Annotated in this window: 16 protein-coding genes and 1 riboswitch; of the genes, 4 read left to right on the top strand and 12 right to left on the bottom strand. The window is 49.2% G+C overall.

The features are described from left to right. Positions 1-367: 367 nt before the first annotated feature. Positions 368-1,234, bottom strand: a complete 867-nt coding sequence (gene murI / locus M2387_RS23870) for a glutamate racemase (protein ID WP_259053095.1) — start codon at positions 1,232-1,234, stop codon at positions 368-370. Then, on the bottom strand, positions 1,179-3,020 hold the full coding sequence (btuB, locus tag M2387_RS23865) for a TonB-dependent vitamin B12 receptor BtuB (RefSeq protein ID WP_259053102.1): 1,842 nt from the start codon (positions 3,018-3,020) through the stop codon (positions 1,179-1,181). Before btuB ends, murI begins: the two co-directional genes overlap by 56 nt. 69 nt (positions 3,021-3,089) lie before the next feature. Continuing rightward, positions 3,090-3,271, bottom strand: a riboswitch (cobalamin riboswitch). A gap of 121 nt (positions 3,272-3,392) precedes the next feature. Here btuB and trmA point away from each other — a divergent pair. Together trmA and M2387_RS23855 are read left to right on the top strand one after the other, a co-directional pair. Then, entirely contained in the window at positions 3,393-4,499 is a 1,107-nt protein-coding gene (gene trmA, locus M2387_RS23860; RefSeq protein ID WP_259053094.1) for a tRNA (uridine(54)-C5)-methyltransferase TrmA, read from the top strand. Between the two features lie 237 nt (positions 4,500-4,736). After that, positions 4,737-5,864, top strand: a complete 1,128-nt coding sequence (locus M2387_RS23855) for an ElyC/SanA/YdcF family protein (RefSeq protein WP_259053093.1) — start codon at positions 4,737-4,739, stop codon at positions 5,862-5,864. 97 nt (positions 5,865-5,961) lie between these two features. Here M2387_RS23855 and M2387_RS23850 read toward each other — a convergent pair whose 3' ends face one another. The 4 genes from M2387_RS23850 to fabR form a co-directional block, all read right to left on the bottom strand. Next, positions 5,962-7,566 carry an FGGY-family carbohydrate kinase gene (locus M2387_RS23850; protein ID WP_259053092.1) on the bottom strand — a complete coding sequence of 535 codons (1,605 nt, stop codon included), beginning with the start codon at positions 7,564-7,566 and terminating at the stop codon, positions 5,962-5,964. Positions 7,567-7,578: 12 nt separating this feature from the next. Then, the gene (locus tag M2387_RS23845) at positions 7,579-8,307 is read right to left on the bottom strand and encodes an SDR family oxidoreductase (protein ID WP_259053091.1); all 729 of its coding nucleotides are present in this window, start codon (positions 8,305-8,307) and stop codon (positions 7,579-7,581) included. A gap of 266 nt (positions 8,308-8,573) precedes the next feature. After that, entirely contained in the window at positions 8,574-8,954 is a 381-nt protein-coding gene (locus M2387_RS23840; protein WP_259053090.1) for a YijD family membrane protein, read from the bottom strand. 10 nt (positions 8,955-8,964) lie between these two features. Continuing rightward, complete coding sequence (gene fabR, locus M2387_RS23835) at positions 8,965-9,609, bottom strand: HTH-type transcriptional repressor FabR (RefSeq protein ID WP_259053089.1); 645 nt, start codon at positions 9,607-9,609, stop codon at positions 8,965-8,967. 194 nt (positions 9,610-9,803) lie between these two features. Between fabR and sthA the strand changes: the two genes are divergently transcribed. Further along, positions 9,804-11,204: a Si-specific NAD(P)(+) transhydrogenase gene (gene sthA / locus M2387_RS23830; protein ID WP_259053088.1), complete on the top strand. Its 1,401-nt coding sequence runs from the start codon at positions 9,804-9,806 to the stop codon at positions 11,202-11,204. Here sthA and oxyR read toward each other — a convergent pair. Both oxyR and M2387_RS23820 read right to left on the bottom strand, forming a co-directional pair. Then, positions 11,187-12,101 (bottom strand): DNA-binding transcriptional regulator OxyR, encoded by a 915-nt coding sequence (gene oxyR / locus M2387_RS23825; protein WP_259053087.1) that lies wholly within the window; start codon positions 12,099-12,101, stop codon positions 11,187-11,189. The genes sthA and oxyR overlap by 18 nt on opposite strands. 102 nt (positions 12,102-12,203) lie before the next feature. After that, positions 12,204-13,097: a DMT family transporter gene (locus M2387_RS23820; RefSeq protein WP_259053086.1), complete on the bottom strand. Its 894-nt coding sequence runs from the start codon at positions 13,095-13,097 to the stop codon at positions 12,204-12,206. 98 nt (positions 13,098-13,195) lie between these two features. Here M2387_RS23820 and M2387_RS23815 point away from each other — a divergent pair, with 98 nt between their 5' ends. Further along, complete coding sequence (locus M2387_RS23815; protein WP_259053085.1) at positions 13,196-13,969, top strand: AraC family transcriptional regulator; 774 nt, start codon at positions 13,196-13,198, stop codon at positions 13,967-13,969. A 41-nt stretch (positions 13,970-14,010) separates the two neighbouring features. Here M2387_RS23815 and argH read toward each other — a convergent pair whose 3' ends face one another. The 4 genes from argH to argC all read right to left on the bottom strand — a co-directional run bounded on the left by argH (position 14,011) and on the right by argC (position 18,503). Beyond that, complete coding sequence (gene argH, locus M2387_RS23810) at positions 14,011-15,384, bottom strand: argininosuccinate lyase (RefSeq protein WP_259053084.1); 1,374 nt, start codon at positions 15,382-15,384, stop codon at positions 14,011-14,013. 73 nt (positions 15,385-15,457) lie between these two features. Continuing rightward, positions 15,458-16,678 carry an argininosuccinate synthase gene (locus tag M2387_RS23805; RefSeq protein ID WP_259053083.1) on the bottom strand — a complete coding sequence of 407 codons (1,221 nt, stop codon included), beginning with the start codon at positions 16,676-16,678 and terminating at the stop codon, positions 15,458-15,460. Between the two features lie 30 nt (positions 16,679-16,708). Continuing rightward, positions 16,709-17,485 (bottom strand): acetylglutamate kinase, encoded by a 777-nt coding sequence (argB, locus tag M2387_RS23800; protein WP_259053082.1) that lies wholly within the window; start codon positions 17,483-17,485, stop codon positions 16,709-16,711. Positions 17,486-17,501: 16 nt separating this feature from the next. Next, positions 17,502-18,503: an N-acetyl-gamma-glutamyl-phosphate reductase gene (argC, locus tag M2387_RS23795; protein WP_259053081.1), complete on the bottom strand. Its 1,002-nt coding sequence runs from the start codon at positions 18,501-18,503 to the stop codon at positions 17,502-17,504. Positions 18,504-18,624 lie beyond the last annotated feature (121 nt).

Raw genomic sequence — 18,624 nt, 5'->3', positions numbered from 1 at the left:
TTTAAAAGTGTTTGATGCTCAAAGAATTCATACTGTTTATAAAACTAGTGTTCACTCTTCAAGACTTGATATTTTTTGTGAACCCGAAGGTTCTGTACCCGAAGGTACTTTAGATATCAATCTTGCGAGTGCCCACACAGATTGTCTGATAAATTGTTAAAGAGCAGTGAGTTAGGCGCTTAACGCTTGCTAACTCGAGGTCACGTATATTACGTTTTCCTCTTTCAAAGTCAAGCGTTTATTTTCGCTTTCCTTCGACTGATTCGGTGGTTTGTAACCGTTGTTCCGTGTCAGTGGATGCGCATTATAGGGAATTCTTTGAGGCTGACAACCCCTAATTTAAAATAATTAACTGACCGTCGTTTTTTCACTCAAAGTGGTCAGAAAGCGTCAATTTTTCCAGTTTTGAAAAGCCATATCGCTGTAATACGGGTATTAATTGTTCAGTTTCTGGGGTTAGTGCTAAGCAATACGCGATACTTTCATCTGTCGATACGGCATTTGGGGCTTCATGTTCCAGTAACCAGACCGTACGACGTGCAATTGCGGCACCAGAATCTATTAATCGCGTGCCGGGCGGTAAGACTTCAAGTAGCTCCTCTTGTAATAGAGGGAAATGAGTACAGCCTAATACCACAGTATCTGGCGGCTCAGCCATTCGCAGCCACGGACGTAAGATTCGGCGTAGTTCATCCAGCGATACTGGCGCACCGTGTAATTTCGCTTCAGCCAGTTCAACCAGCTCTGCCGAACCGAGCATCTCAATTTTGCACTCTGCTGCAAAGCGGGCGACCAGCTCATGCGTATAAAGACGCTTTACGGTGCCGCGTGTCGCCAGTAACCCTACTACGCCATTAGCCGTCATACGCGCCGCTGGCTTTATTGCCGGAACCACACCAACAACCGGGAAGTTGAATTTTTCACGCAGAGCAGGCAGAGAAACCGTGCTTGCGGTATTGCAGGCGATCACCGCCAGAGCAAGGGGGGATTGTTGTTGTACCGTCGAGACAATAGATAAGACGCGATCGACAATAAACTCTTCGCTTTTCTCACCATAAGGAAAGGCAACGTTATCGAAGACATAAATATAATGCAGATCCGGCAGCAACTGCCGAATCTCATTATAGACAGACAGCCCACCGACGCCGGAGTCAAACACCAGCACGGTAGGGCGCGGATCAGAAGGTGTAGCCGCCAGACAAGTAGTATTCACGTCCTGGAGTTTGGTAGCCATAAGCTGTCTCGTAATCTTTATCGAACAGGTTGGCTATTTTACCACGAATGGTGAGATGTGAGGTGACTGGATATGATAGTCCGAGATCCCAAAGGCTGACACCGCCCATTTTTACATCACGGGAATTTCTGAAATCCCGATCATAACGTTGACCTATATATTGATAGGTAACATCCCAACCCAGATCGTATACCTGACCACTCAATTCGTATTTAACTTGTTGTTTCGCACGACGCGCAAGAATCTTATCCGTTTCATCGTCCCGTGGATCTACATATTGTAGGACAAGATGGTGTGAAACGGGTCCGGTAGTGACATCCCCCGTCCATTCCAGCCCTCGAATCGTGGCAGATTTTATATTGTAGTAAGCATTATTATTATAAGTAATGAGGTTTTGAATCTCGTAGTAGTAGCCGGACAGGTTCCAAAAAACAGGTCCACTCAATCCTTCAAGGCCAAGTTCCCACTGCTTTGACTCTTCAGGTTTCAAGTTTGGGTTAGACGATATGTTAAATCTATCTGCGCCATACTGTTGGCCCAGCGACGGGGCAAGAAAACCGGTTCCATAAGAGAATGTTGTTCGGTAACCGTCAGTAAACTCCCATCCTGCTGCTGTCTGCCAAGTACCATGCCAGCCAGATTGATCATAGTGGTCTTCACGACCAGAAGCTTCCAGTGTCACACTCTCAATCTGTTGCTGACCAACCAAATAGAGTCCAGTAATATTACGTTTGTAGGAATCTGGCTGAGTAGCTCCGAACGATGTTAACTTCTCTTGTTTCCAGTCAATACCACCGCTGATAGAACCTTGGCCTACAGCAATATTATTTCCCCATTGAATATATCGCTGCTCCATATCATCAAGGGTTGAACCCGTTGCATACCGGCCATTAAGATTACTTGAATTATAATCTTTGCTATGCTGATAGTTAACGATAAGCTGGGAAGAGTAGATACCCGAGTTATAGTACATCCCACTATCCCACGACTGGCTATAGTTTTGATGCTCATCATTGCCACCCGCATAACCCCAGTCCCCCTGGTCATATTCCGCGTTTGATGAATAGCCATAGCCACGGAAAAAACCAGATAAATGCTCATCGAATTTATGCTGAACAGCACCCCAGAATGCCTTACTGTGGTAACCATCACGTCCATCATCACCGCTGTACAAAGAGTCAGGTTGAACGTTAAACCCTTTAGTTGTCTGATAGGCGCCTGACCCGGTAACCACTGTATCGCCAAAACGCTTATTTATGGTTCCATCGTATGACTGATAACCATTCGATCCAACGCCCGCATTAATTTGCGAGCGCTCATGATCTGTCATCGTTATTACATTAACTACGCCACCAATAGCACCTGAGCCATAAACGGCGGAACGTGGACCACGAATATATTCAATACGCTGTACAAGTGAGATAGGAATTTGGTCGATATCGGCATCATTAGAAATGCCCGGTCGCGCCATTGGTACTCCGTCCACCAAAACTAAAACGTGCCGAGCTTCAGTACCACGAATAAACAAAGAAGAGCTTTGCCCCATTCCACCATTACGAGCAATATCAACCCCAGGTAAACGGCGCATCACATCCAAAATAGTTTTTGACTGCCAACGTTCAATATCTTCTTTTGTTACGATATTGGTTGGAGCCAGTACCGTATTCACCGGTTGCTGAAAACGGTTAGCAGTCACCACCAGGTTATCTGCTGAATTATTATTTTGCGCCCAGACGGAAAAAGCTGTGGCGGATAAGACCGACAGCAGCGAAAGTTGCTTAATCATCATTTTATAGAGCATCCACTTTGTACCAGGATGCCGCAGACATAGCAGATAGCACGCGATAGCTATGTTTATTGCGACGTTAGTCCGGCAGGTCTTCGGGCTTGGTGACATCGTTCAGATGAAGACTTCCCGCTTTTAAAGCAGTGTCTGCAAAATGCGTTCATCTTGTCGTTCCTTACCGCTGCGCGTCAGCCCCAGAATTGCACTGGGTTCCCTTTTAACTCCAGGAGGCCGGAGGTATATGCTAACGTCAACATCAGATGGATGTCCAGACTTCCATTTAAACTTCTGCTGACATCAGGCTGGACATCCCTGACTGAAGCCCTACAATCGCCGCGTAATAGGTATTAACTGACGACTGGATTGCTTGCCATGACCCCTGAACTTCTCCCGATAGCGCAGTACGATGACCAGCTCGCTGAAAAAGTCTCACGCCTGGAAGCGATGATGGCCCCTTTTTCAGCCCCCGCACCCGAGGTGTTTCGCTCACCCAAGAGCCACTATCGGATGCGCGCAGAGTTTCGCATCTGGCATGATGGCGATGACCTCTATCACATCATGTTTGGCCAACAAACCAAGAGCCGTATTCGCGTTGATCGTTTTCCGGCTGCCAGCGAACTGATTAATGCTTTGATGCCTGCGATACTGGACGGTGTTCGTCATATCCCGGCCCTGCGTCACAAGTTATTCCAGATTGACTACCTCACCTCTCTCAGCGGTCAGGCGGTCATTTCACTGCTCTATCATCGTAAGCTTGATGAAGAGTGGCAGCAGCACGCTAAAGCATTACGCGATAACCTGCGGGCTGCAGGCTTCGATGTGCACTTAATTGGTCGGGCGACCAAAACCAAAATTGAACTGGACCGCGATTATATTGACGAGTGCCTGCCGGTCGCGGGTAAGGACATGATTTATCGCCAGGTCGAGAACAGTTTTACCCAGCCTAATGCCGCGGTGAATATTCATATGCTGGAGTGGGCGCTGGATGTAACCCAAAACTCACGCGGAGACCTGCTGGAACTGTACTGCGGTAACGGTAACTTTTCACTGGCGCTCGCGCGTAATTTTAATCGGGTACTGGCAACAGAAATTGCCAAGCCATCGGTCGCTGCGGCGCAGTACAACATTGCCATCAACCAGATTGAAAACGTTGAAATTATTCGTATGGCGGCAGAAGAGTTTACCCAGGCGATGAACGGAGATCGTGAGTTTAATCGCCTGAAGGGGATCGACTTAACCAGCTATCAGTGCGAAACCATTTTTGTCGACCCACCGCGTAGCGGGCTCGATAAAGATACGCTCAGCATGGTACAGGCCTACCCGCGTATTCTTTATATCTCCTGTAACCCAGAGACCCTGTGTGAAAACCTCGAGACCCTGGGCCAGACACACCGTATTGAACGCCTGGCGCTGTTTGATCAGTTCCCGTATACCCATCATATGGAGTCTGGCGTATTACTGGTTCGCAAAGAATCATAAAAAACGGCTAGCAGAGAGTTCCAAAGGGCATCATTGATGCCCTTTTTCTTTCACTTTTCACGGCTCAATCCCCGCTATTCCATGCCAGGTATCACAAAATCTTATTTTCTTTAATGAAATAATTCCGTCTTAATCCCATATTACAAAGCTTATTACGCAGAAAAAAACCGCAGTTGATAGTATCAATGAGCATTTTGGCCTTTTTACAGCATCATTAATTTCTCGATGGAAATAAATATGAATAGAACGGTTACACAGAGCTTTAAGATAAAAACCCTGATTGCACTGGCACTAGGATGTACTTTGTCATTTCAAAGTATCGCCGACACAACCGTTATAGCACCTCAGGCAAACTATACTGAATACGTTACCCAGCGCCAGGCGGTTGATTTGCTGGTCAATGAAGCCTTACAGGCATTTAAAAACCCGTCGCGTTCTTCCGATGCCGGTTTTACCGCGAAATTGCCTTCCAATCTTGAGGTTGTGGCGCAGAAGTTATTAGCGGCACACAAACTGGAACCTTATCGCCAGGACTTGCTGTTCAGTGCGGCCAGCGCGTATATCTATAATGGTAACGTTGATAAAGCCCTGGCGCTTTATCGCGATATTCTGGCGGATGCCCCTGATGATATTGATGCTCTGATGTATCTTTCGGCCTGGAGTCGTTTTGCCGGTCAAAATAAAGAAAGTGCCGACTACCTGAAAACTCTGCAACAGCTCAACCCGGCAAAAGCCCAGGAGCTGAGTGAATTCTATAAAGTGATCGATCGCGTCACCACGATGCCAATCACCGATAAACTTTCCAGCGAAGACCTGGCCAAACTGAAAGCGGATAAAGGCAGTAATGCCATTGTGACTTTAGGCTATGCCCTGAATCCTGACGGCTCAATGCACGATATCTTGATTAAGCGCCTGGAAAAAACGCTCGAGATTGCCAAAGAATTGCCTGACTCACTGATTATTGTCACCGGTGGCGTACCTCAGAATAATAAAACTGAGGGGAACTTGATGGCAGACTGGTTAATACAACATGGCGTTGACGCCAAACGTATTTTCCCGGAAAACTATGCCCGCTCAACGGTAGAAAATGCCCTGTTCAGCCGCTACGCCCTGGCGAAGCACCGTATCAAAAATGCCGTGCTGATCAGTTCTGGCAGCCATATTCGTCGCGCTGACGCCATTTTCACCCTCGCAAGCTGGGAAACAGGCCCACGCGATATTCACTTCTATGACATTATCGCACTGGATAAACCCCTGTCAGAGCTGCAACAGGTAAGCCAGAAAGATATTCAGGGTATTTACCGGGATGGTCTGAAGGCACTCGGTCTGTGGAGCTTCCGCAGCTACCCGCTGGAAGAGCGTTAATCCTTAGCAAATAGCCAGCAATCTGAAGGTTTTTAGTCCTTCAGGTTGCTGTATCCGCGAGACTTCAGTGAGAGAAATAACCGGCGGCGATTATTTTCTACCCTTCCAGGGTTTTGGCAGTCTGCTGTAAGACAGTAAATGAGCGGTAGCGCCTGTTATGCTGATCATAAACATTAGCGTCTGGCAAATAGCGAAGATCAACAGAAGACAATGCCGCCATCCCTTCTGGCAGCGTCGCAAATATCCCCCCGGCAACCGCACCCAAAATTGCGCTACCCAGTAATACCGGCTCAGCAGCACTGGTCGATAATATCGGCTTGCCACAGGCATCAGCCAGTAGCTGGCGGATCAGCGGATGCTGACCCGCACCGCCACTGATCACGATGTTATCAACTGGCGCGCCCGCCTTGTCCTGGACCTCAAGGATCTGACGCAAGCCATAGCCGATGCCACAGACACCTGCGACATAGAACTGAAGTAAGTTCTGGAATGAACTGTCCATATCAAGCCCGGCAATAATCGCCCGGGCATCAGGATCGGCAAAAGGAGCCCGATTACCCAAAAATTCAGGAACAACATGTATCCCTTCCGCCAGCATCACTGCCTGAGAAATATCTTCGACTTGCTCCAGCAGCAGATCGGCCAGATACACCGGCAGCGGTTTACCGAAGCGTTTAGCTTCTGCTTTTGCAGCAGAAGCCGCAGGATGCAGAGATAATAAGCGATCGATGGCGGCACCGGCTGCGCTTTGCCCGCCTTCGCTAAGCCACATTCCAGGCACCATCGCGGAGTAATAAGGGCCCCAGACGCCAGGAATAAATACCGGCTCTTTGGTGGTGGTCATGGTGCAAGAGGAAGTGCCAAAAACATACGCCATATTTTTGAGTGCGCCCTCAACGACCCCTACGCTGCCAATTCCCCCGGCATGGGCATCAATCATTCCCACGGCAACCGGCGTTCCGGGCAGTAAGCCGAGCTGACTTGAGGCCTCCAGAGTCACCCCTTGTCCACAAGCGGTTCCCGGTGGCTGCATATTCTGGCCAATACGGGCATAGTGTTCACGCGGAAATTCTTCCAGGCCAATAGACTCGAAGTAACTATCATCCCAGCGTTTCTCATGCGCAAGCCAGGTCCATTTACAGGTAACGGTACAAACAGAACGGACTAAATCTCCGCTCGCACGCCATGTTAACCAGTCAGCCAAGTCAAAGAACTGCCATGCCGCATTAAAGGTTTCGGGCAGATTTTCCTTCAGCCATAGCAGCTTAGGCGTTTCCATTTCGGGTGAGATTTTATCCCCGACATAACGTAACACCGGATGCCCCATCTTATTGATACGACGCGCTTGCTCCGTGGCCCGATGATCCATCCAGACAATAATATCGCGTCTGGCATCACCGTCGGCATTAACAGGTAATGGCTGGTTATTATGACCCACCACGACTAAAGAACAGGTCGCATCAAAGCCAATCCCCGCGACGGATTCAGGGGCAGCACCAGACTCAGCCAGAGCCTGTTTCACTGAATCGCATATCGCAGTCCAAATCTCTGCCGATGATTGTTCAGCATAGTGTGGCTTTGGTTGATGGAGCTGGATATCCCGCCGCGCTGTAGACAGCATTTCGCCAGACAGATTAAAGACCCCCGCCCGGGCACTACCTGTGCCAACATCAACGCCGATAACGACCTGATTCTTATTCATTAATGCTCCAGATTAGACATCAACATTATTCGGTAAAATAACCAGATCCCGAACGGTGACATGAGCAGGGCGAGTCAGCATAAACAGCACCGATTCAGCAACTTCAATAGGTTGCATCAGGCTACCGCTCGCCAGCGCTTCGTCCATTTTTTCCTGTGGCCAGTCATCCAGCAGAGCGGTAACCACAGGCCCTGGTAATACTGCACCCACACGGACACCATGTTTAAAGACCTGACGGCGCGTTGAGTGAACAAAAGCCTGGACCGCAAATTTAGACGCGGTATAAACCGGTTCCCAGATAACTGGAACGACACCCGCGACGGAGCTGGTAAACAGGATATCACCCGATTTCTGCTCAATCAGATGTGGCAGTACAGCACGCACAGAACGGAACGCTGCGTTAATATTCAGGTTTAATACACGATCCCAGACATCCGGATCCCCTTCAGCAACATCACCGCCAATATAGGCACCTGCGTTGGCATGGAAAATATCCAAGCGACCAGCTAATTCCAGGATGCGCGGCAGGATGCTATCAACATCTTTAGGATCCAGCAGGTCAACAACCAGCGGCATCGCATTCGGGCCCAGTTCTTTTACCAGCGCGTTTAGTTTGTCTTCTGCGCGGTCAATCAGAACCACTTTAGCGCCTGCACCAATCAAGGTTCTGGCACATTCAAGACCAATCCCGGAAGCAGCACCAGTGATGGCGGCAACTTTATTTGCAATCGAAACACCCATTTAAAACTCCTTTATTATCAATCGACCCGTGCTTAACGCGGGCGAGGCAGGCAAGTAAAACTACAATAACAGTTAACGATAAAAAATCACGGCTGATTTTTATTGGCTGCTATATGAGCGTTTAAATTGGCTTTTAGGATTGTGACTCAGGTCACCTGAGCCATGACGACTCAGGTGGATAAGAAATGAGAGAGGTAGCTGCGATAACTAAAAAGAGACAAAGTTTCAGTTGTTTTTAATTCTTACTAACAAGGTAGTCGAAAAAATTAGCCTTCTTTTATCTCGTCATGTTGCTCTGAAAACAGTCTTTTGCGTGCACGCATTTTCGCGAAAATCCAAAAAATGAGTACTACCGATAAAATTGACGGCAGGAAATTAGAGCCAATTTCTGGATGTGCCACACGGATAATGGCGCTATACAGAAGAATACCGAGCACAAACCATGCGACCGCCAGACTGGGTAGACCGTCCGCCATAGTGCTGTTCTTGTAGCGCTGACTGAGCGTATGTACCGCCAGTACTAAGGCAATAAGCGGGAAGATTGAAAAGGGGACTTGTGAATCAAACAATGCAGCAAAAGAACCGTTGATCGAGACTCCGGCGACTAATGCCAGGACGAGCGTTCCTCTTTCTTGTAACTGTGTCATTTATTCTCCTTCATGCTTCGGGTATTTGAGCAAGTGTTAATCTTTCTTGTTCTCGTCGATACCAGTAGTAAGCGCCTTTTGAGATCATCCGTAATTGAAGAACTAGCCTCTCTTCAAGCTGACGCCGCTTTTCGATATCGACATCTAAGGCTTCTGCGCCGGCACTAAAAACAATCGTTACCATCGCTTCAGCCTGAGCTTCGGTAAAACTACGTGGCATACGATTTTCACGTTCCAGATAGTCTGCCAGCTCGGCAATAAAGTGCTGAATTTCCCGGGCAACCGCTGCACGAAAAGCCGCAGAAGTGCCAGATCGTTCACGCAATAACAAACGGAATGCATTGGGGTTATTACCAATAAACTCCATAAATGTCGCGACCGAGGTGCGAATAACGCTGCCCCCTTTAGCAATGCGCTGGCGGGCCTGGCGCATTAACTGACGTAGCATTAAACCACTTTCATCGACCATGGTTAGCCCCAGCTCATCGACATCACGAAAATGCCGATAAAATGAGGTTGGGGCAATTCCTGCCTCACGTGCTACTTCTCGCAGGCTCAGGCTGGCAAAGCTCCTTTCCGCGCTTAACTGACTAAATGCAGCTTCCACCAGAGAACGCCGGGTTCTCTCTTTTTGTTGCGCTCTGACACCCATCATGTTGCCTGAATCCTTCAAACCAAGCCGGAACTATACCAGACACTAAAGCTAACCCTTTTATAGTGCAATGTGAATGATTGTTTACACTGCAATGAGGTGCTACCGTCGGTAAAAGCACAATGATAATTGGGTTATCCAATTGTTGATGTTACAATTATGTTGTTTTTATGTATAAGAACAGGTAATCATCCACCATGTCTCATTCCTATGATTATGATGTAATAGTGATTGGTTCCGGTCCTGGAGGCGAAGGTGCCGCGATGGGGCTGGTCAAACAGAACGCCAGAGTAGCCGTCATAGAACGCTACCATAATGTTGGCGGAGGCTGCACCCACTGGGGCACAATCCCTTCAAAAGCGCTCCGTCATGCAGTCAGCCGCATTATTGAATTCAACCAGAACCCACTTTATAGCAACCACTCTCATCTGCTTCGCTCTTCTTTTTCTGACATTCTTAATCACGCTGATAGCGTCATCAATCAACAGACCCGAATGCGTCAGGGCTTTTACGAGCGTAATCACTGCGAAATATTGCAGGGAGATGCCCGCTTTGTTGATGAACATACTATTTCCCTGGAATGTCCTGACGGCTCGGTAGAAAGCTACACCGCAGAAAAGTTTTTGATTGCCTGTGGATCGCGGCCATATCGTCCGCCGGAAGTTGATTTTAGCCACCCGCGCATTTATGACAGCGATTCTATCCTGAGCCTTCAGCATGACCCGCGCCATGTCATTATTTATGGTGCAGGCGTTATCGGGTGTGAATATGCCTCTATCTTCCGGGGGATGAATGTCAAAGTTGACTTGATAAACACCCGTGACCGTCTGCTGGCATTCCTTGATCAGGAGATGTCTGACTCACTTTCTTACCACTTCTGGAACAACGGTGTTGTTATCCGTCATAACGAAGAGTTTGAAGGGATTGAAGGCGTCGATGACGGGGTTATCGTTTCGCTGAAATCCGGTAAAAAAGTGAAAGCCGACTGCCTGCTGTATGCCAACGGTCGTACCGGAAATACCGACTCTTTATCCCTTGAGAATATTGGTTTAAAAGCGGATGGACGAGGCTTACTGAAAGTTAACAGCATGTATCAGACCGCACTGCCTCATATCTATGCCGTCGGCGATGTGATTGGCTATCCAAGTCTGGCTTCTGCTGCCTACGATCAGGGCCGTATTGCGGCGCAGGCTATCGTCAAAGGCGAAGCGACAGCACACCTTATCAAAGATATTCCTACCGGTATTTATACCATTCCGGAAATCAGTTCAGTCGGTCAGACTGAACAACAGCTGACGGCGATGAAAGTCCCTTATGAAGTGGGTCGGGCACAGTTTAAGCATCTTGCGCGTGCCCAGATTGTCGGCATGAATATCGGCACGCTGAAAATCCTCTTCCATCGTGAAACCAAAGAGATTCTCGGTATTCACTGCTTTGGTGAGCGCGCAGCCGAGATTATTCATATCGGTCAGGCGATTATGGAGCAGAAAGGTGGCGGAAATACCATTGAGTACTTCGTCAATACCACCTTTAACTACCCGACCATGGCAGAAGCCTATCGGGTTGCAGCATTAAATGGCTTAAACCGCCTCTTTTAATGATGAAAAGTGGCCATTCATTTGTTTCTGGATGGCCTCTCCCAACTGCTCATAACGGTTACGTAGCGGAGAACCCGGGCGGTAGACCAGCCCAACGGTTCGATGCGGCTCTGGCTTATAACAAGGAATATAAACCACGCCATCGCGAATACGTTCCTGAGGCACCGCTAATGCAGGCAGAAGTGTAATACCGCTTCCGGCGGCGACCATATTGCGCAAGGTTTCCAGACTGGTCGCGCGGAAATGGGTATCTTCATCGGCCCCGACGGCAAAACAAAACCCCATCGCCTGGTCACGTAAACAGTGTCCGTCTTCCAGCATCAGTAGTTTTTCACCCGCCAGGTCAGACAAGGGTACGCTTTCACGAGAAGCCCAAGGATGATCCTGATAAATCGCTAACGTCATTGGCTCATCAAACAGCGGAACTTCAATAAAAGGTTCACTCTCTTTAACCAATGCCAGAATAGCGCAATCAAGCTTGCCGCTGTCCAGCTGAGCCAGCAGCTGATTGGTTTGCGCTTCATGCAAATACATCTCCAGCTTAGGAAAAGCCTGGCGTAGTGCAGGAATGATTAAAGGCAGTAAATAAGGCCCGACGGTCGGAATCAGGCCAATATGCAGGGGACCAGACATGGTATCTCCCTGCTGGCTTGCCATCTCTTGTAATACCTTCACTTCACGCAGAATGGTACGTGCCTGATCCACCAGCAACAAACCAGCCTGAGTAAACAGCACCTTACGGCTGGTACGCTCAAGCAGCATGATACCTAGCTCATCTTCCAGCTTTCGAATCTGACCGCTCAATGTAGGCTGGCTGACATGACAGGCATCCGCCGCGCGGCGAAAATGGCAATGTTCAGACAACGCTACCAGATACTCAAGATCCCGAATATTCATAATCCATTACTCTCCGATAAGATAGCTATTAACGATAAATAGAATAACAACCAATGTTAATAACTATCAAGAGAAGTAAATAAAGTTCTTACTGGTCAGATTTTATTCGGCCTCTCGCTGGCAGAGACGTATCCGTAGAGTCTGGGCAATAAATACGCCCAGTAAAGCCACACTGCCACCGACCAGATGATACCAGGCAAGCTGTTCATGTAGCAGGGTAATTGCCAGCCCGGCGGTGATAACCGGCAAGGCATTCATAAAGATACTGCAACGATTAGGGCCGAGGTGTTCAATACCTTTAATCCACAGGCAAGGCAGGACAATTGAGGCCATGATACCGGCATAAAAAATAAGTGGCAGAGTGGAGCTATCTAACGATGCCTGGCCTGCCGGAACTGTCAGCCACAGCGGAAACATAAAGATCATGGCAGATAACGCCTGAAGATACGTTGATTGCCAGGCGGGTAGCCCAAGCTTCCATTTACGCAGGAGTACGCTGTAGAAAGCATAGCTCAAGGCGGCTATCAGCATCAGCAAATCCCCGACACGATAGTGCCCCTTAAACAGGTCGGCGGGAGATCCCCCACTGATTAAAAATGCGGTCCCCCATAACGCAATTGCACCTCCCAGAACCATGCCGGGTGTCGGAAACTCTCGTAATACCAGTGAACTGACTAACATGGTCAAAAGCGGTGTCAGGGCGGTAATAATCGCCATATTGGTCGCCGTTGAGGTATCAGCCGCCCAGTATGATAAGCACTGATAGAAAGCCATACTCAGAAAGCCTAAAAACATCAGCTTAGGCCAGTGGCGTTTTACCAGCACGCGGTTACGCCAGGTCGGTATTGCCAGGAAAAAACTCATCAGGAATACCGCCAATACGGGACGGTAAAACGTAATCGCCAGCGGGGAAATCACTCCCGATGCCATTTTGGATACAATCACATTACCAGCCCACAGGGCGATGGCACTTAAAGGGAATAACCAATATCTCATTTCAATCCTCGGCTCAAAGGCAAAGAATTCATAATGAAAGAGATAGCGTTAGCCGTATTAAGATAAGATGACAATTCTTATCTTGAAAGAGACAATTTATGGTCGAGGCAGGGGTACACCTGGCGAGTGAAACGGCTCAACGCCCGATTAATGGTCTGGCGATAGAATATCCGCCCGGCTATGTGATTGCCGCGCACCAGCATACCCGGGCGCAGTTTTTATATGCCACACGCGGAGTGATGGTAATTGAAACCCATCGTGGCCGCTGGGTCGTACCGCCGACTCGCGGAGTCTGGTTACAGGCTAATATGGAACATACTGTGCGTATGCGCGGGGCTGTCAGTATGCGAACCTTATTTGTGAATGCCGACGCAGCACCGGGGCTGCCTGAACAAGACTGCGTTATTAATGTCTCGCCGCTATTACGTGAGCTGATCCTCGAAGCTTCAACACTCCCCCTCAACTATGCTGTCGACAGTCGTGACGGACGTCTGATGCGGCTGCTGTTAGATGAGTTTCAAACCCTGCCAGTACTGCCCTTTTATCTGCCCTGGCCCGATGACAAACGGCTGATTCAGGTGTGTAACCAGATAGCCAGACATCCTGATGAGTCCATTACGGCAGAAGTATGGGCTGCCCGCCTGGCAATGAGTAAAAAAACCTTTCATCGCAAGTTTAAAACCCATACCGGCATTACATTTGGTCAGTGGCGACAGCTGGCGCGCCTGTTGTTATCGCTGGAGAGTCTGGCGGAAGGAAAAGCTATTGTGCAGGTGGCACTGGAGCATGGCTATAACAGCCAGAGTGCTTTTACCGTGATGTTTAAACGCTACTTTGGCATGCCGCCTTCGGCTTTCTATCTTGAGCAATAAAGCAGTAATGCGGGCAAACGCCCGCATTACATAAACAAATATCAGACCAGACGTTGTTTGGCTTCCACAATCGCTTTAGCGACTTGCTGCGGGGATACGCCGCCTTTAGCCGCACGTTTATCGAGGCAAGATTGCAGTGACAGCATCGCATAGACATCGTCGCCAATCACCGCGCTAAACTTCTGTAAATCCTCAAGGGATAAGGCTTCCAGAGCTTTGCCCTGCTTAATGGCTTCTACCACGGCTTCACCGACAATATGGTGCGCTTCACGGAATGGAACGCCTTTGGCGACCAGGTAATCAGCCAGTTCAGTCGAGTTGGCATAGCCTTGCTCGGCTGCTTCACGGCAGCGAGGACGTTTAACCTGAATACCGTCCAGCACCAGAGTCGACATATGCAGGCAGTCCAGCCAGGTGTCCAGCGCGTCAAACAGCCCTTCTTTGTCTTCCTGCATATCTTTGTTATAGGCCAACGGCAGGCCTTTCAGGGTCATCATCATGCCGGTCAGGGCACCTTGTACACGGCCTGTTTTACCGCGGATCAGTTCCAGCGCATCCGGGTTTTTCTTCTGTGGCATCAGAGAAGAGCCTGAGGTCACGCGGTCAGAAAGCTCAACAAAAGCGGCTTCGCCACTGTTGAAGAAAATTAAATCTTCCGCAAAGCGGGATAAATGCACCATGCCAATTGAAGCGTTAGATAACAGCTCCAGCACATGGTCACGGTCTGAAACACTGTCCAGACTGTTACGGGTCGCGGAGGCAAAACCTAACCATCCGGCCAGTTGCTCACGATCGATTTCATAGGCAGTTCCAGCCAGCGCACCGCTGCCTAACGGGCTAACATCGAGGCGAGTCAGGGTATCTTGCAGACGACTTTCATCACGCGCCAGCATTTCAACATATGCCAGACACCAGTGAGCGAAAGTCACCGGCTGAGCACGCTGTAAGTGGGTATAGCCTGGCATTACCGCATCCTGATTGGCTTCTGCGGTCTCGACCAAAGCTTCTTGCAGATGACGTGTCGCATTCAGCAACTCGCTGATCTGCAGTTTGCACCATAACTTCAGATCCGTCGCAACCTGGTCATTACGGCTACGTCCGGTATGCAATTTTTTACCTAAGGCACCGACTTTATCAATCAGTTTACCTTCAACCCAGCTATGAATATCTTCCGCATCGCTGGTCAGAATCGCTTCAGGGTTTGCCTGAACTTCGGTCAGCAAAGTCTCCAGCGCTTCTTCAAGTTGCTGCTGTTCAGCGCTCGTAAGCACACCTACAGTCACTAATGCTTTGGACCAGGCGACAGAACCGACAATGTCTTGCTCAGCCAGACGATAGTCAAAGCGTAAGGAATCATTGAACTGTTTAAACCGTTGATCGGCTGCCTGTGTAAAACGTCCACCCCAAAGTGCCATAGTCATGCTCCGTTATTCATTTTTATTGTGACTTTTAAAGCGGGGAGCGACTAATGCTCCCCCATTTCAACTCTTACTTATTTTTCAGTTCGTTCAATGCACGGATACGTGAAGAGAGAGAGAACAGACGGATAAAGCCACCCGCATGGCTGTGATCGTAAACTTCATCTTCGCCAAAGGTTGCGAACTCTTCGCTGTACAGGCTGTTTGGCGATTTTTTCTGAATCGCAGTCACCTGGCCTTTGTAAAGCTGCAGAACCACTTCACCGTTCACTTCTTCAGCCAGAGACTCGGCAGAGGCCTGCAAAGATTTACGCAGTGGTGCAAACCAGCGACCGTCGTAAACCACATAAGCCATTTCCAGGCCCAGCTGCTCACGCCATTTGAACGAGTCGCGATCGAGAACCAGCTGCTCAACGCCACGCAGGGCCGCCATGATGATGGTGCCCCCTGGAGTTTCATAGCAACCACGGGACTTAATGCCCACCAGACGGTTTTCAACGATATCGATACGGCCGATACCATGTTTAGCACCAATCACGTTCAGGGTTTCCAGGCACTTGAATGGGCTCATTGCTTCGCCGTTAACGGCAACCACTTTGCCCTGCTTCACAGAAACAGTCACTTGTTCAGCCTGGTCTGGTGCTTCCTGCGGATCTACGGTCCAAACCCAGCAATCTTTGTTCGGTGCGTTCCATGGGCTTTCCAGCACGCCACCTTCGGTAGAGATATGCCACGCATTCTCATCACGGCTGTAGATTTTTTCCAGTGAAGCGGTAGTTGGAATATCGCGCTCTTTCAGATAATCCAGCAGCGCTTCACGAGAACGCAGATCCCACTCACGCCATGGTGCAACCACTTTCAGGTGTGGAGCCAGTGCCGCCCAGGTGGATTCGAAACGAACCTGGTCATTTCCTTTACCGGTCGCACCGTGGCACAGCGCATCTGCGCCGACTTTTTTGGCAACATCAACCAGCGCTTTAGCAATCAATGGACGTGCCATTGAGGTACCCAGCAGGTAGCTACCTTCATACAGCGCGCCGGTCTGCAGTACCGGGTAAACATAATCACTGATGAACTCTTCACGGGCATCGACGACATAACATTCGCTGGCACCTGAACGCAGAGCTTTCTGCTCAACGCCTTTCAGGTCTTCACGATCCTGGCCGATATCCACTACACAGGCGACGACTTCACAATCGCCATAATTCTCTTTCAGCCATGGAATGATCGCCGAAGTATCAAGACCGCCTGAGTACGCGAGAACAATTTTTTTGATGCCGTGATTTTGCATTATGTTTTCCTTGTTAAATCTTTTCTTTGTCTATGCCAGAATCCGGGTGCCAATGGCTACACCGTTGAATAAAGCAGGGAGTTGTTCTGCGTGACGCCAGGATGCAATATCCACAGGGCGCTGCAAAGTACGTGCTGCATCGAGAGCCGCATGCACTTTAACAATCATACCGTCAGTAATAATACCCTGTTGAATAAGTTGTTCGGCTTTTTCTGCCGTCATCTCGGCGATACGCTGCCCTTTACCATCCAGGATGCCACTGACATCTGACAGCAAGATTAAATCAGCCCCCAGGGTAGCAGCTAACGCTGTCGCAGCCTGGTCAGCATTCACGTTCATTAATTCGCCTTCAGCGGTCACACCTATTGAGCTAACGATAGGCAGGAAATCGCTCGCCAGCAGCGCCTGAATCAGCTTCGGTGAACCCGGGCTTGCCAGACCGACATGGCCTAAGGACTCATCCAGCTGAGTGACACTGACGCTGTCACCATCACCGAGGCATAAGCCGACACCGTTAAGGCTAAATTTCTTCGCCCAGGCCAGCAGCGTTTTATTCGCCGTACCCGCCAGTGCGCCGGTAATGATATCAATTTGATCTGCGGGTGTGACACGCAGACCATTTTTTTTCTCAACCGGTAATGACAGCTTTTTCATCAGCTCATCGACCAGGCAACCGCCGCCATGAACGATGACCAGTGGCCGTTGATGAGACTGACGGTAAGTCATCAAGGCAGTGAACAGACGATCTAACGCCTCTTCGCTATCCAGTAACACGCCACCTAGCTTGATAATTAAAGGATTCATCATTTTACCCAACTGACGGTTAAATAAGGGATTGTGTTTCAGCAAAGCCAAAACGAATGTTTAAACATTGTACTGCCTGCGATGCGGCACCTTTTAACAGGTTATCCTCAGTCGCGACGATAATGACATGCTCATCCTGAACGGCAAACCCAATATCGCAGAAAGGTAAACCAACGACATTTTTCAGAGCCGGAACCCCTTTGTCATATAAGCGAACTAAAGGTTTGTCATCATAGGCCTGTTTAAATGCCTCAGCGACTTGCGCGCCCGTGACTCCAGGTTTCAGACGAGCGGTGATGGTCGCCAGAATGCCACGCGGGAAATTGCCCAGGTGTGGAGTAAAGATAACGGAGGTGCCTAAATGGGTGGCAATTTCAGGGTGATGACGGTGATTGAAAATACCGTAAGGCTGTAAGCTCACTTCGCAGAAGCTGTTAGATATTGCCGCTTTACGTCCGGCACCACTGACACCGCTGGTGGCATTAATAACCGGCCACTGGGTGAGATCTAACAAATCGGCGTTTATCAGTGGCTTCAGCGCTAGCTGAGACGCTGTCGGATAACAGCCCGGAACGGCAATCAGCTGAGCGGTTTTAATTTCATCATGCTGCCACTCTGCCAGGCCGTATACCGCCTGTTCCAGCAAATCACTATGCTGATGGGTAAAACCGTAGTAGCGCTGATAGAACTCACCGTCGTTCACGCGGAAGGCGCCTGACAGATCGATAACCGTGCATCCGGCAGCTAAAAACTGCGGTGCCAGGTCATGGCTGACTTCGTGGGCGGTTGCCAGAAAAACGACATCAACATTGCTGAATTCACTGATGTCTGACATCGCCTGCAACGGCATATCGACAATACCTTTGAGTTGCGGATGCAAATCAGAGATTAACTTTCCCGCATCTGCACTTTGCGCTGATACTGTTAAAGCGGTTATGTTGATATCAGGATGGCGATTCAGATAAGTAACAAGTTCTACGCCTGCATAACCACTTGCGCCAACAATCAGTGTATTCAACATCAGGGCTGTTCACCTTCTTCGTTCGTCTGTTTAGGGTGCCAGCTTAGCGCTTTCACCCACGTCTGCGTGCGTGGTGGTAGTCACCGGAACAATTAATGGTTCCTTTACGCTCAACGCTAAT

The sequence above is a fragment of the Klebsiella sp. BIGb0407 genome (genome assembly GCF_024807845.1).
Classification (GTDB): Bacteria; Pseudomonadota; Gammaproteobacteria; order Enterobacterales; family Enterobacteriaceae; genus JGM124.
The sequence above is the reverse complement of the archived record's forward strand: the minus strand, read 5'-3'. Positions and strand labels throughout refer to the sequence as shown.

Bases quoted from the DNA above. Each gene is read 5' to 3' on its own strand.
- btuB (WP_259053102.1), bottom strand. From the start codon at position 3,020: ATGATTAAGCAACTTTCGCTGCTGTCGGTCTTATCCGCCACAGCTTTT.
- M2387_RS23855 (WP_259053093.1), top strand. From the start codon at position 4,737: ATGAATAGAACGGTTACACAGAGCTTTAAGATAAAAACCCTGATTGCA.
- oxyR (WP_259053087.1), bottom strand. From the start codon at position 12,101: ATGAATATTCGGGATCTTGAGTATCTGGTAGCGTTGTCTGAACATTGC.
- M2387_RS23820 (WP_259053086.1), bottom strand. From the start codon at position 13,097: ATGAGATATTGGTTATTCCCTTTAAGTGCCATCGCCCTGTGGGCTGGT.
- M2387_RS23850 (WP_259053092.1), bottom strand. From the start codon at position 7,566: ATGAATAAGAATCAGGTCGTTATCGGCGTTGATGTTGGCACAGGTAGT.
- sthA (WP_259053088.1), top strand. From the start codon at position 9,804: ATGTCTCATTCCTATGATTATGATGTAATAGTGATTGGTTCCGGTCCT.
- murI (WP_259053095.1), bottom strand. From the start codon at position 1,234: ATGGCTACCAAACTCCAGGACGTGAATACTACTTGTCTGGCGGCTACA.
- argB (WP_259053082.1), bottom strand. From the start codon at position 17,485: ATGATGAATCCTTTAATTATCAAGCTAGGTGGCGTGTTACTGGATAGC.
- argH (WP_259053084.1), bottom strand. From the start codon at position 15,384: ATGGCACTTTGGGGTGGACGTTTTACACAGGCAGCCGATCAACGGTTT.
- M2387_RS23845 (WP_259053091.1), bottom strand. From the start codon at position 8,307: ATGGGTGTTTCGATTGCAAATAAAGTTGCCGCCATCACTGGTGCTGCT.
- argC (WP_259053081.1), bottom strand. From the start codon at position 18,503: ATGTTGAATACACTGATTGTTGGCGCAAGTGGTTATGCAGGCGTAGAA.
- fabR (WP_259053089.1), bottom strand. From the start codon at position 9,609: ATGATGGGTGTCAGAGCGCAACAAAAAGAGAGAACCCGGCGTTCTCTG.
- M2387_RS23840 (WP_259053090.1), bottom strand. From the start codon at position 8,954: ATGACACAGTTACAAGAAAGAGGAACGCTCGTCCTGGCATTAGTCGCC.
- M2387_RS23805 (WP_259053083.1), bottom strand. From the start codon at position 16,678: ATGCAAAATCACGGCATCAAAAAAATTGTTCTCGCGTACTCAGGCGGT.
- trmA (WP_259053094.1), top strand. From the start codon at position 3,393: ATGACCCCTGAACTTCTCCCGATAGCGCAGTACGATGACCAGCTCGCT.
- M2387_RS23815 (WP_259053085.1), top strand. From the start codon at position 13,196: ATGGTCGAGGCAGGGGTACACCTGGCGAGTGAAACGGCTCAACGCCCG.